Source organism: Bacillus sp. ATD (assembly GCF_050585765.1).
GTDB classification, from domain to species: Bacteria; Bacillota; Bacilli; order Bacillales; family Bacillaceae; genus Bacillus; species Bacillus stercoris.
Genome location: NZ_JBOBQH010000010.1, coordinates 18,605 through 31,167 on the forward strand (window position 1 = coordinate 18,605; position 12,563 = coordinate 31,167).

Here is a 12,563-nt window from a genome sequence, read left to right on the forward strand (position 1 = left end):
CTTTTTGTATAGAAAAAAATACGTTTGTTTCCAAAAGAAAAAAATGGCCGCTTAAAAGGAGAAAAGAGGAAAAAGGGATAGCCCCTTCCTCCTCCTTTCGATTTTTATTGTGACATTGTATCTTGGTAGTCTTTAAACTGGTCTTCGACAGCTTGTGACGGAGCTTGCGTCAATACACTGACGATAAAGACAGTTAATAGACTCGCAGCAAAACCAGGTATGATTTCATACAGAAAGTCCGAAAGACCGGCATTCGCCCAAATGATTACAGTTGCTGCTCCCACAATCATGCCGGCGAGTGCCCCCCATTTGGTCATTCGTTTCCAAAACAGACTGAGCAGCACAACCGGCCCGAATGATGCACCGAAGCCCGCCCACGCATAGCTTACCAATCCAAGGATTGTATTATTTTTCTCCCAAGCCAGGAATAATGCGATGACAGAAATCACAAGCACAGCCATACGGCCCAAAAACACCAGCTCTTTATCAGAAGCTGAGCGTCTGAACATCGACTTATACAAATCTTCTACCAGAGAGCTTGATGTCACAAGCAGCTGGGAAGAAATTGTGCTCATAATTGCGGCCAAAATAGCTGAAATCAGAAAACCTGTGATAATCGGATGGAACAAAATATTCCCTAATTGAATAAAAATCGTCTCAGGATCCTTCAGTGTCATGCCATTCTGATGGTAATAAGCGATTCCGCCCAAACCGGTCAGCACAGCGCCGACTGCCGACAAAATCATCCAGCCCATTCCGATTCTGCGCGCTCTTTTGATCTCTTTTACGGACGTTATCGCCATAAAACGCACAATGATATGCGGCTGGCCAAAGTAGCCCAAACCCCAGGCAAACAAAGAAATAATGCCAAGGACGCTTGTTCCTTTGAAAATATTAAACATATCTGGATCAACAGAGCGGATTTCAGTAACTGTTTCACTTGCTCCTCCCGTATGGAAAAACGTAACGATCGGAACAAGGATGAGTGCGGCAAACATAATGATCCCCTGAACAAAATCTGTCCAGCTGACTGCCAAAAAGCCGCCAAACAGGGTATACGCCACAACAACACCAGTCACAACCCACAGGCCGGTGTGATAATCCATCCCCAAAATACTGTTGAATAAAACGCCGCCGGATACCATTCCAGACGAAACATAAAATGTGAAGAAAACTAAAATCACAATCCCTGAAAATAGTCTCAGCAGCTTCGAATGGTCTCCGAAGCGATTTTCAAGGAACCCGGGAATTGTGATGGAATTCCCCGCTTGTTCAGTATAAGTTCTCAGCCGAGGCGCAACATAGAGCCAGTTCGCCCATGCCCCAAGGCAAAGTCCGAACACAATCCAAATACCGCTCAGACCTGTTGAAAACATGGCGCCCGGGAGACCCATCAGCAGCCAGCCGCTCATATCGGCAGCACCGGCACTGAGAGCGGTTACGGCCGGACCCAAAGAGCGTCCTCCAAGCATGTAATCCGTCAGATTCGACGTGCGCTTGTAAGCAAAGTAGCCGATCAGCATCATCCCCGCCATATAAATACAAATCGAAATAATCAGCTGTATGTTTTCTATGGCACTTCCTCCTCTTTTTTATGGTATATGGATGAAATGGACATCCCCGCAGGGAGGATGCCCATTTAGTCCCGCTTTAGAACATTTCACTGATTGTTTTTGCTTGCATATGCAGTGCCAAGTAATCCGGTCCGCCTGCTTTTGAATCCGTTCCGGACATTTTGAAGCCGCCAAACGGATGGTAGCCGACGATAGCACCTGTACAGTTGCGGTTGAAGTATAGGTTTCCAACATGGAATTCCTGTTTCGCACGCTCGATGTGCTTGCGGTTGTTTGTAATCACCGCGCCTGTCAAACCATATTCAGTATTGTTTGCCACTTCTAAAGCTTCATCAAAGTCTGACACTTTACAAAATGCAACGACAGGTCCGAAAATTTCTTCCTGCATAAGTCTTGCTTTCGGATCAAGGTCAGCGAAGATCGTCGGTTTGATGAAGTATCCTTTCGAATCATCACCAGTGCCGCCGCTTACTAAACGCCCTTCCTGTTTTCCGATCTCAATATAGCTCATAATTTTATCATAAGAACCTTGGTCAATGACAGGTCCCATATAAACATCTGCACTGTCAGGTTTAGCAGTTACTTTTGATTCCGTAATTTCAATGACACGCTCTAATACTTGATCATACACTTTTTCATGGACAACTGCACGTGAACCTGCAGAACATTTTTGTCCGGCAAAGCCGAATGCAGATGTGAAAATCGATTGAGCCGCTAATTCAATGTCCGCATCCTCGTCGACAACAACCGTATCTTTACCGCCCATTTCAGCGATGACACGTTTTAAATGCTGCTGGCCCGGCTGAACCTTCGCCGCGCGTTCGAAAATTCTCGTGCCAACTTCTCTTGATCCTGTAAATGTGATAAGGCTTGTTTTCGGATGGTCAACAAGATAATCGCCTACTTCTGCTCCGCTTCCAGGAACAAAGTTGACTACGCCTTTTGGCAATCCGGACTCTTCAAGCACCTCAACAAATTTTGCTGCAATAACAGGTGTAGCACTCGCAGGTTTTAGAACCACTGTGTTTCCAGTAACGATCGGCGCCACTGTTGTTCCTGCCATGATCGCAAACAAGAAGTTCCACGGCGGAATAACAACTGTCACTCCAGTCGGCGTGTATACATATTGGTTTTTCTCGCCTTCACGGCTGTTGACCGGTTTGCCTTTTGCCAGTTCGATCATTTGGCGTGCATAATACTCCATGAAGTCAATCGCTTCAGCCGTATCTGCATCCGCCTCATTCCAAGGCTTTCCTGCTTCTTTTACAAGCAAAGCGGAAAATTCATGTTTTCTTCTGCGGACTTTGGCAGCAGCGCGGAACAGGACAGCCGCTCTCTCTTCAGGAGATGTGTATCTCCACTCTTCGAATGCTGTCGCAGCCGCTTGAATCGCTTGCTCAGCGTGCTCTTGAGAAGCTTTTGACACTCGGCCGACGACTTCTTCTTTATCAGCCGGGTTGATTGAAACGATTTTCGCTTCTGTTTCTACCCTCTCGCCGTTAATGACAAGCGGATAGTCTTTTCCTAAATATTCGCTTACTGTCGCAAGCGCTTTTTTAAACGCTTCCACGTTGTTTTGGTCTTGGAAATTTGTGAATGGCTCGTGTTTATAAGGTGTTGTCATGATAATCTCTCCTTTTTTACTTCTTTGTCATTCCTTTGAAAGCGAAGGCAATGTTTGACGGACGTTCTGCAAGGCGTCTCATAAAGTAGCCGTACCAATCCTCGCCGTATGGCAGGTAGACTCTCATGTTATAACCTTCTTTTACGAGGCTGAGCTGGGTTTGCGACCGCATGCCGTACAGCATCTGAAATTCAAACTTGTCATTGGCAATGCCATGTTCCTTGGCAAGCTGCTTTGTAAAGTCGATCATTTTGTCGTCATGTGTGGCAATCGCTGTATAGTGACCGTTTAAGAGCTGCTTTCGGATGATTTTTTTGTAATTTTCATCGACGTCGCTTTTCTCCGGGTAAGCTACTTTTTCTGATTCTTTATAAGCTCCTTTTACAAGGCGAAGGAACGGGTTTAAAGAATCTAACTCGTCAATGTCTTTTTCCGTCCGGTACAGATAGGCTTGCAGCACTGTGCTTACATACTCGTATTTCCTTCTGAAATCTTTGAAAATATCAAGCGTTTTCTGGCATCTGACTTCATCTTCCATGTCGATGGTGACCATGATTTTATGCTTCTCAGCCGTCTGAAGGATTTTCGTCATATTTTCATACACCAGATCCATATCTATATCCAGACCTAAAGACGTCATTTTTAAAGAAACGTGTGAGTTCAGCTCCTGATCCGCAATGGTCGCAATGGTTTGAATGCACTCTTCCGTACGCTCCCGTGCGACCTCGGCGCTGTTCACAAACTCTCCTAAATGATCGACAGTAACTGACAAACCTTGGCTGTTAAGCTGTCGAATGGTCGGGATTGAACTGTTAAAGTCATTCCCGCCGATAATTTTACCCGCTGCTACTCTGCTTCCCCAGTTCTTTGCCATTTTATTGAGAAAGCCGCTTTTGGATAAAAATAAGAAAAAATCTCTTGTGATCACTTCCAACCTCAACACCCCGCAATCTAAGAAGTATTTGTATGAGTTTATTGTAAATGGACAAAACCAACGTTCACAATATTCTCAAAATACAAAGATTCTGATTATTTTTGTGGTTTTTCCACAATCAGATAGTTAGAAAGTCGGGGAATTCTGTCGAATAAAGGAGAAAAGGAAGCGACAAAAAACATCAGCTTCCTCCATCCTTCCACACTTCTTCAACCGTATTCAAAAGCAAACGGTTCAATTCAGGTGTCATATCTTTTTTCTCTGTCTTCAGTTCTTTTGCCGCTTCCATGATTCTTTCGATTTCCGTTTCAATGAATTGGTGAATAACATCGATTCTTGCTTCGAGGTCAAGCTCTTCACCTCTTTTTTTCCGTGCAAGCAAGGTCTCCATTTCAGCCTTCAGCTCGGGTTCAGCAACAAGTTCCTCCATCAAAACAGTAAAGTCCATTGGCGGAATGGTTCCGTGCTTTTCAATCCATTGGCAGGCCAAGATAGGCCGAAGCACGTAGAAATACTTTTTGATTTTGACCTCTTGTCCTTGAAGGTAATCTTTGACGTTTCTTCTCGCCATATTGATATAGTGATACACGCTTGCTTCAGGCTTAAATGTCTCCGTGCGCAGTTTTCTTAACTGCTCTGCGGTCGTAAATGCTTCGTAATACACAATGTCTGAGGACAGCCATTCGAGGAGCGGAGGGTTTGACTTTTTGAAAAGCCGAAGCGTCTTTCTCAGCTCCCAGCCGCTGATATCCAGCAAATCATGAATCGGTTCTTCAATGACATCGCGCTCCTGCTCAATTGAAAAATACCACTCCTTTTTTGGCACATAAATAAAGCGGACATCGTAATCACTATCCTGCGACGGGAATCCCCATGCGCGGCTCCCTGACTCGACGGCATACACGATTTTGACCCCGTATGACTGCTCGATTCGTTTTAATTCATCAATGATTCTTTGTTTCATATCTATTCGTCTCCAGTCTGTTCTCATTCCGGCAGTTTGCAGAAAAAAACCGCCGGAAAATATTTGGCGGCTTTTCACATTTATCAGCCTTTAAGATGCTGCTTAAAGAAAGCGAGTTTTTCCGTTTGAAAAGCAGGGATATACTCATGTCCGAAGTAACGGTACACCTTCAGCTCTTTCTCTGTTTCCAAATGATTGTAGGCGGCAAATACGGTGGACGGCGGCGTGACCTTGTCAATCAGACCGATCGACATCAGGACAGGCACTTTCACTCGATCAGCGAGATTCATAATATCGAAATATGAAAGTGTCTTCATCGCCTGCAGTTCTGTTTCCGGGCTGCCATTTCTTCTAAAGAAGGAATTGATTTCAAGGTACGGCTGTTCAAGCGCCACATCAATGGCCCGTTCGAAGTTGCTTAAATAAGGATAATCGGCAACGGCGGCTTTTGGAATGTCTGACAGAGCTGCGGCGGCAATGGTTAATCCTCCGCCTTGGCTTCCGCCTGTCACACCGATCCTTGTTTCGTCAACCTCGTCAAAGCTGCTGATCACTTCAAGCGCGCGGACGGCGTCCAAATAAACACCGCGGTAATAGTATGTATCTTTATCAAGAATGCCTTTGGTCATCCAGCCCAAAGCGTGACCGTGCGGAGAAATACTCGTATCCTCACTGCTCTGCTGGCCGCGGACAAGCATGCCGAATGCGGCGTAGCCATGAAGTGCCCAGTTTACCATTTCATGAATTTCACCGTCATAGCTTGCATTGTAGCCATGATATTTCACGATCGCCGGATGCGGGCCTTCCTTGTCAGGCACCGCGTACCATCCAGAAATGCGGGCGTTTCCGAAACTTTTATATGTGAGGCGGTACACTTTTACTCCGTCAGCAGGATAGTCAACCAGTTGTAAATCAGGTTCTGCTTGGACTTTTGCAAGTTCATCCAAAGACAATTTCCAAAACTCAGAAAAATCTTTCGATGCTGTTTTTTCAGGCTTATATGTTCGCAATTGGTCGAGCGGCAGATCGAATAGTTGCATTTCCGATTATTCCCCTTTGTTTTATAAGATTTAGTTTGTATTCCTATACTATCATGTTTCAGATTTGTTTTCTAAATATTTTCATCTTTGTTTCCCAGACAGCTTTCATCAAACGTTTGTTTAAGACCTTCCCGGCTCAGTTCCATAAAGGCCCGGGCTGTCAGACTGACATAGCGGTTCTTTAGAAAGACAAAGACGAGGGTTCGTGATGGCGCGGATTGAATCGATAAATAGATCACACCCGGATCTTTATCCCTTCTAACCATATTCGGCGCCATTGTCACGCCTAATCCGTTAGCCACAAGGGATTGGGCCGTTTCAATATGGCTCGTCTTGAAGGCAGCATTCGGCTTAAAGCCGCTTTCCGCACAGAGATCGAGAACTGTTCTGCGAAAGCCGAAGCCTTCTTTTAACAGAATAAATGGCACCTGCCTGACCATGTCAAGCGGCACGCACGGCTGGCGGCCCTCTTTACCTTCCAGCGCTTTCTCAATCAGCGCGATCATTTCCGGCGGCATCCATCTTTGCTTTTCCTTCGGCACTGCGAGAACAATCGGTTCCGTGAGCAAGGGTGTAATGGAGAGCCGTTCATCTTCGATCGGCAAGGATAAAACAGAAAGGTCAACCTCTCCCTTTGCCGTCATTTCCTCTAATGAAACCGGATCTTTTTCAACAAGCTGAACCTCCACATGGGGATAGCGCGCCAAAAACTGCTTCAGCAGCGGCGGAAAGAGATATCTCCCTGTTACAGCAGGAATCCCAATCGAAAGTTTGTGCCCAATTCCTTGCGAGCGCTCCTGCATCTCCCGGAGCAAGTCATCTCTGGAACGAATGATGTCCTCGGCTTTTTCAATGAAACGCCTGCCGTGGGGTGTCAGTGTAACAGAGCCGTGGGATCTGTGAAAAAGAGTTAGGCCCAGCTCTGCCTCAAGCTTTTTGATTTGCTGGCTGAGAGACGGCTGAGCGATATGAAGATGCTCCGCCGCTTTTGTAAAGCTTTGGCGCCGGGCGATTTCCGCTGCGTATTCCATTACTCTAATATCCATTTCAGCCTCCATAGGTTGAACCTATCGTTTTTATCATTTTTATATCTTGGACGAATCATAACAGAAATTGCTAACATAATCCATATCATCATTAAACAAAAGAAGGAGCTGGTTCAAATGACAAATGAAACACCGTTTTCTACAAATGCCGAGATGTATCGGGATGAGAAGGTATTTGCCGAGGGGGAAGATTTGGGGCTGATGATCAAAACGGCGGAATGCCGGGCAGAGCATCGGGTGCTGGATATCGGAGCGGGTGCCGGACATACGGCGCTGGCATTTTCTCCTTATGTACAGGAGTGCATCGGTATTGATGCGACGAAAGAGATGGTAGAGGTTGCGTCCTCCTTCGCGCAAGAAAAAGGAGCTGAAAACGTACGCTTTCAACAAGGAACGGCAGAGTTACTTCCCTTCCCTGACGATTCATTTGATATCATCACCTGCCGATACGCAGCCCACCATTTTTCAAATGTCCGCAAAGCCGTCAGCGAGGTTGCGCGCGTATTGAAACAGGACGGACGTTTTCTTTTAGTGGATCACTACGCGCCTGAAGATCCCATTCTTGATGAGTTTGTCAATCATTTGAACCGGCTTCGAGACCCTTCCCATGTTCGAGAAAGCTCATTATCAGAATGGCAGGCGATGTTCAGCGCCAACCAACTGGTCTATCAAGACATCCAAAAGTGGAATTTGCCGATTCAATATGATAGCTGGATCAAACGAGGCGGAACCTCCGCTGACCGGGAAAAACAAATCATTACCCACTTGAATCACGCATCAGACGAAGCACAAGACACATTCTGTATTACATTGAACCAAAACGGACAGCCCGACTCCTTTTGTTTAAAAGCGATTTTGATACAAGGGATAAAACGATAAAAAAAGCCGTGCGCTGCGCACGGCTTTTTACATCGGCTGATAAAGGTCCCAGCCAATTTTTAATGTCTCTACAATATAATCGGCAACCTCTTCCGGGGAAAGGTTGTCTGTTGCCACTTTTGAATTGTGCTTGTCATAAATGACTTTTCTCTCGTTAAACAGCTGTTCCATTTCATCCATTGAACGGTTATGCAGCACTGGGCGGCTTTCGATCAATAAATCCGCGCGCTGCTTCCAGTTCTCCCATGACAGGTCCAGATGGAGCACGAGACAGTTTTCCAGACAGCAATTTCTGATTTCTTCTTGTTTAAAAGATCCCCCGCCCAGAGATACGATTTTGAATCGTTTATGATGGCAGATGTCTAAAATATATTCCTTCTCCGTTTTTCGGAAAAAGTCTTCTCCCTTTTCCTCAAACATCTCAGGGATTGACATGTTGAAATCCTTTTCGATCTCTTGGTCAATATCGATAAAATCTCTATATAATTTTTTAGCGACCAATTGGCCGATTGTTGTTTTTCCAACACCCATGAATCCGATCAGGACGATATTTCTTTCTCTTACTGGGATGGCTCGTTTTGCGTTCATCTTCGGCGAAATCCTCCTAAGGAATGAAATTTTATTTTCATTATATGCTTATTTAGCGAATATTTATATAGATGCCAGCTTGCCCGTCCTTTTCCGTTCAAACGTTTTTGCCTGAATGACATTCATTGTACAACATTTCTGCAGATATTTTAATACTTCGACGCAAAAAAGCATTAAAACCTTCTGTATTTTTCCAGCTGATTCTTCGATCGAAGGGTCTTTTTTTGTATGATAAATAAGAAGGGAGAAATGGCGATGATCATTTGGATAAACGGGGCATTCGGTTCCGGAAAAACACAAACAGCCTTCGAGCTGCACAGAAGGCTGAAATCCTCTTATGTGTATGATCCTGAGAAAATGGGCTTTGCGCTGCGCTCCATGGTGCCGCAAGAGATTGCGGAGGACGATTTTCAAAGCTATCCCTTATGGCGGACGTTCAATTACCGTTTGCTAGCTTCTCTGACAGATACATACCGCGGCATCATTATTGTGCCTATGACGATTGTGCATCCTGAATACTTCAATGAGATCATCGGCAGGCTCAGACATGAAGGCAGGATCGTTCACCACTTTACACTAATGGCTTCAAAGGAAACCTTGTTAAAACGGCTGCGTACCAGAGCAGAAGGAAAAAACTCATGGGCCGCCAAACAAATTGACCGCTGCGTTGAAGGATTATCATCATCCATTTTTGAGGGCCGCATTCAAACAGACAACCTGTCGATTCAGGATGTGGCAGAAACCATTGCCGCGAGAGCCGAGCTCCCATTAGATCCTGATACGAGAGGCAGTCTCCGAAGGTTCACCGACAGATTAAGGGTTAAACTGAATCATATCCGCATCAAATAAAGCGCCTGTTCACGACAAAAGCCCGCTCTCGGAGCGGGCTTTCATCTACTTATTTCCACCAGTCATCAAACATTGACGCTGGAACCTGACGTTTATGTTCAGTTATGCTGTAGCGTTTTTCCAATGCTTCTGATACTTTCGCTGATACTTGTTTTCCTTCGAGATAATCGTCAATCTCCTCGTAGGAAATGCCAAGCTCTGTTTCATCCGACTGCTGCGGTTTTTCATCGAGCAGATCGGCAGTTGGTTCTTTTAAGTATAAGCGTTCCGGTGCACCCAGCTCTTTCAGCAGGCTTCTTCCCTGGCGCTTCGTCAAGCCTGTCAGCGGCAGGAGGTCTGCTCCGCCGTCACCGTACTTCGTAAAGAAACCAGTCACTGCTTCAGCCGCATGATCTGTTCCTAACACAAGAAGGCCTTCCTGGCCGCCGATCGCGTATTGCGCAATCATTCTTGTTCTCGCTTTTACGTTTCCTTTATTAAAGTCAGTCAGCTGGCCGCCTGTTTCCTGCTGATACTGATCCGAAAAAGCGCTGACTGTCGATTTAATATCAAACTTCCATGATTTATCCGGCTTAATAAACTTCAAAGCGAGCTGGGCATCGTCTTCATCCTGCTGTGTGCCATGCGGAAGACGGACCGCGATAAATTGAGCGTCCCCGCCCTCCTCGCGAATACTCTCCACCGCAAGCTGGGCAAGTCTTCCCGCAAGCGTTGAATCCTGTCCGCCGCTGATTCCCAATACAAAGCCTTTAGCACCGGTTTTCTTTACATATTGTTTTAAAAAATTGACTCGGTCCTCAATTTCTTGCTTTGGATCAATTGAGGGCTTCACATGTAACTCACGCATAATCTTTTCCTGCATGCTCATCCCAATCATTCCTCCTGTACATTTTCCCTTGTTACTGTTCATTTCCCCAAATCAATGAAAATGAATCATGACTGTTATGTATCCCTCTTAAATATAGCACAGGTCTTCATTCACAGTGAACAAGAGAGATCAGCTGACTTCAACCCGTATGGATGTCACACTGTCGCCATTGCATTTCCCTTTTTCAATCGGGCAGGAAGAAAACGCGACAATTAAATCCATCTCCGCCCTAAGCCTTACGTAATCTCCGGCATTTGAAAGCGGTGTTTCCACAGACAGATTCCCTTTCTCATCAAGAACGGTATTCATAAAAATCGCAAAGGGATAATGCATGTGAGGCTTCGGCACGCCAAACTGTTCAAGCGCACGGTTCATATTGTCATAGCACGTATCCTGAAACTCATCCTTTTGCTTCCCATATAAGAGCCTGTTCATATCAGGACGGCAGGCGGGCAGCAGCAGATCATGCTTGCCGACCGTATCTTCAATCAGGGTTAACATCGGCTTATACAGGTTGGAGTAGAGATGGTCGTTGACCTTCACATGAATGGAGTGATTGGCGTCTATCGTCGCTCCCTGATCAAGGTGTTCATAAAAATCCTTGGCATGGTACGCGACAAAATCAGCAACCTGCTGGCCTTCTACATCAACCACCTTCAAAATCTGCCCCTTTTTCAGCTTCAGCCCAAGCCCTTTTTTCGGCTCCACGATATATTGCTGTGTCATTGGTTTGCTCCTTTTTTCATTAGTATGAGCGTCCGCCTCCATCTCCATGTAAAAAGAGGCAAAAATCTGATGTATATAAGCTTCGGGCGGGTCGCAATCTAACCTTAGATAAAAGGGGTTGAATAAATAATGAGCCAAACAAAAAAAGACCAGCCAAAAGGGAATCTGGCTTGGTGGCAGCTGTCACTGATCGGAGTCGGCTGCACGATTGGAACTGGCTTTTTTCTCGGTTCCAGCATCGCAATTGTAAAAAGTGGTTTTTCCGTTCTCCTTTCATTTCTGATCGCAGGGATCGGTACGTATTTTGTCTTTGAACAGCTCGCCAAGCTGTCGGCGAAGCAACCGGAAAAGGGCTCGTTTTGTGCGTATGCCCGGAAAGCATTCGGCAAATGGGCAGGCTTCAGCAACGGCTGGGTGTACTGGTCGTCAGAAATGCTGATTACCGGCAGCCAGCTGACAGCCATTTCGCTATTTACGAAGCATTGGTTTCCTCAAGTGCCGCTATGGGTGTTTGCCTCAATCTACGCGGTACTGGGGCTTCTTATTATTTTCACCGGCCTGTCTGTCTTTGAAAAAACAGAAAACGTGCTGGCAGTGATTAAAACAGCCGCTATTTTTATGTTTATTGTCATTGCCATTCTGGCGTTATGCGGTATCCTGTCAGGCGGAAAGCATGGCATACATGTTCCCAATAAGACGAGTGAGTTTTTCCCATACGGCGCCATGGGGCTGTGGACAGGTTTAATCTACGCGTTTTACGCCTTTGGCGGAATTGAAGTCATGGGGCTGATGGCGGTTCACTTAAAAAAACCTGAGGAAGCGTCTAAATCAGGGAAGCTAATGCTGGCGACACTGGCGATTGTTTATATCATTTCAATCGGGCTGGCTCTGCTTTTGGTTCCGTTACACACGTTTACCGAACAGGACAGTCCGTTCATTACGTCGTTAAAAGGATATCACCTTGAGATCATCCTTGATATATTTAACGGGATTTTCATCATCGCCGGGTTCTCGACCCTTGTCGCTTCGCTTTTTGCCGTTACGACATTGCTTTGTACGATGGCTGATGACGGCGACGCGCCGAAATGCTTTACTCTAAAGGAAGGCAAAAAAATATGCTGGCCGGCACTTGGCCTGACGTTTGCGGGGCTTGTCCTCTCCATTATTCTGTCGTTAGTGCTGCCTAAAAACATTTATGAGCATATGACAACAGCCGCGGGGCTTATGCTTTTATACACTTGGCTGTTTATCCTGTTCTCCAGCAAAAAGCTGACTGATCCTGAGGGCATGGGAAAAACGCAAATTTATTTAGCGATGATTCTGATTGCTGCGGCTGTGTCCGGTACATTGTTTGAAAAATCAAGCCGGCCCGGTTTTTTTGTGAGCATCGGTTTTCTTGTGATCATCGCCATCGTGACCATGATCTATCAAAAAAAGCAGGGTCATAAAGACCGCCCTGCAAGTCCGTGAT

General features: G+C 45.8%; 12 protein-coding genes. 3 read left to right on the plus strand and 9 right to left on the minus strand.

Annotated features, from left to right (window positions below):
* Positions 1–104 precede the first annotated feature (104 nt).
* The 6 genes from putP to ACQXR1_RS18815 all read right to left on the minus strand — a co-directional run bounded on the left by putP (position 105) and on the right by ACQXR1_RS18815 (position 7,182).
* Positions 105–1,559 carry a sodium/proline symporter PutP gene (gene putP, locus ACQXR1_RS18790; protein ID WP_071581388.1) on the minus strand — a complete coding sequence of 485 codons (1,455 nt, stop codon included), beginning with the start codon at positions 1,557–1,559 and terminating at the stop codon, positions 105–107.
* 91 nt (positions 1,560–1,650) lie between these two features.
* Positions 1,651–3,198 (minus strand): L-glutamate gamma-semialdehyde dehydrogenase, encoded by a 1,548-nt coding sequence (gene pruA, locus ACQXR1_RS18795; RefSeq protein ID WP_040084225.1) that lies wholly within the window; start codon positions 3,196–3,198, stop codon positions 1,651–1,653.
* Positions 3,199–3,214: 16 nt separating this feature from the next.
* Positions 3,215–4,126, minus strand: a complete 912-nt coding sequence (gene putB, locus ACQXR1_RS18800) for a proline dehydrogenase PutB (RefSeq protein ID WP_430772701.1) — start codon at positions 4,124–4,126, stop codon at positions 3,215–3,217.
* 187 nt (positions 4,127–4,313) lie between these two features.
* Positions 4,314–5,096: a nucleotidyltransferase domain-containing protein gene (locus ACQXR1_RS18805; RefSeq protein ID WP_430772663.1), complete on the minus strand. Its 783-nt coding sequence runs from the start codon at positions 5,094–5,096 to the stop codon at positions 4,314–4,316.
* Positions 5,097–5,179: 83 nt separating this feature from the next.
* Entirely contained in the window at positions 5,180–6,136 is a 957-nt protein-coding gene (gene cah, locus ACQXR1_RS18810) for a cephalosporin C deacetylase (RefSeq protein WP_014662705.1), read from the minus strand.
* A gap of 71 nt (positions 6,137–6,207) precedes the next feature.
* Positions 6,208–7,182: a LysR family transcriptional regulator gene (locus tag ACQXR1_RS18815; RefSeq protein ID WP_430772664.1), complete on the minus strand. Its 975-nt coding sequence runs from the start codon at positions 7,180–7,182 to the stop codon at positions 6,208–6,210.
* Between the two features lie 75 nt (positions 7,183–7,257).
* On the opposite strand from ACQXR1_RS18815, the gene ACQXR1_RS18820 reads away from it, so the two are divergent.
* Positions 7,258–8,061, plus strand: a complete 804-nt coding sequence (locus tag ACQXR1_RS18820) for a class I SAM-dependent methyltransferase (RefSeq protein WP_430772702.1) — start codon at positions 7,258–7,260, stop codon at positions 8,059–8,061.
* Positions 8,062–8,088: 27 nt separating this feature from the next.
* On the opposite strand, the gene ACQXR1_RS18825 is transcribed toward ACQXR1_RS18820, so the two are convergent.
* Positions 8,089–8,649, minus strand: a complete 561-nt coding sequence (locus tag ACQXR1_RS18825) for a shikimate kinase (protein WP_014662702.1) — start codon at positions 8,647–8,649, stop codon at positions 8,089–8,091.
* A 255-nt stretch (positions 8,650–8,904) separates the two neighbouring features.
* Between ACQXR1_RS18825 and tmrB the strand changes: the two genes are divergently transcribed.
* The gene (gene tmrB, locus ACQXR1_RS18830; protein ID WP_069839808.1) at positions 8,905–9,498 is read left to right on the plus strand and encodes a tunicamycin resistance ATP-binding TmrB; all 594 of its coding nucleotides are present in this window, start codon (positions 8,905–8,907) and stop codon (positions 9,496–9,498) included.
* A 49-nt stretch (positions 9,499–9,547) separates the two neighbouring features.
* Here tmrB and nadE read toward each other — a convergent pair whose 3' ends face one another.
* On the minus strand, positions 9,548–10,366 hold the full coding sequence (gene nadE / locus ACQXR1_RS18835) for an ammonia-dependent NAD(+) synthetase (RefSeq protein ID WP_430772665.1): 819 nt from the start codon (positions 10,364–10,366) through the stop codon (positions 9,548–9,550).
* A 129-nt stretch (positions 10,367–10,495) separates the two neighbouring features.
* A complete protein-coding gene (locus tag ACQXR1_RS18840; RefSeq protein ID WP_003246345.1) occupies positions 10,496–11,092 on the minus strand; it encodes a DUF1989 domain-containing protein in 597 nt (198 codons plus the stop codon).
* 129 nt (positions 11,093–11,221) lie between these two features.
* On the opposite strand from ACQXR1_RS18840, the gene ACQXR1_RS18845 reads away from it, so the two are divergent.
* Entirely contained in the window at positions 11,222–12,562 is a 1,341-nt protein-coding gene (locus ACQXR1_RS18845) for an amino acid permease (RefSeq protein ID WP_430772666.1), read from the plus strand.
* The last annotated feature ends 1 nt before the right edge of the window (position 12,563 follow it).

Bases quoted from the DNA above. Each gene is read 5' to 3' on its own strand.
- pruA (WP_040084225.1), bottom strand. From the start codon at position 3,198: ATGACAACACCTTATAAACACGAGCCATTCACAAATTTCCAAGACCAA.
- ACQXR1_RS18805 (WP_430772663.1), bottom strand. From the start codon at position 5,096: ATGAAACAAAGAATCATTGATGAATTAAAACGAATCGAGCAGTCATAC.
- cah (WP_014662705.1), bottom strand. From the start codon at position 6,136: ATGCAACTATTCGATCTGCCGCTCGACCAATTGCGAACATATAAGCCT.
- ACQXR1_RS18815 (WP_430772664.1), bottom strand. From the start codon at position 7,182: ATGGATATTAGAGTAATGGAATACGCAGCGGAAATCGCCCGGCGCCAA.
- ACQXR1_RS18825 (WP_014662702.1), bottom strand. From the start codon at position 8,649: ATGAACGCAAAACGAGCCATCCCAGTAAGAGAAAGAAATATCGTCCTG.
- tmrB (WP_069839808.1), top strand. From the start codon at position 8,905: ATGATCATTTGGATAAACGGGGCATTCGGTTCCGGAAAAACACAAACA.
- nadE (WP_430772665.1), bottom strand. From the start codon at position 10,366: ATGAGCATGCAGGAAAAGATTATGCGTGAGTTACATGTGAAGCCCTCA.
- ACQXR1_RS18840 (WP_003246345.1), bottom strand. From the start codon at position 11,092: ATGACACAGCAATATATCGTGGAGCCGAAAAAAGGGCTTGGGCTGAAG.
- ACQXR1_RS18845 (WP_430772666.1), top strand. From the start codon at position 11,222: ATGAGCCAAACAAAAAAAGACCAGCCAAAAGGGAATCTGGCTTGGTGG.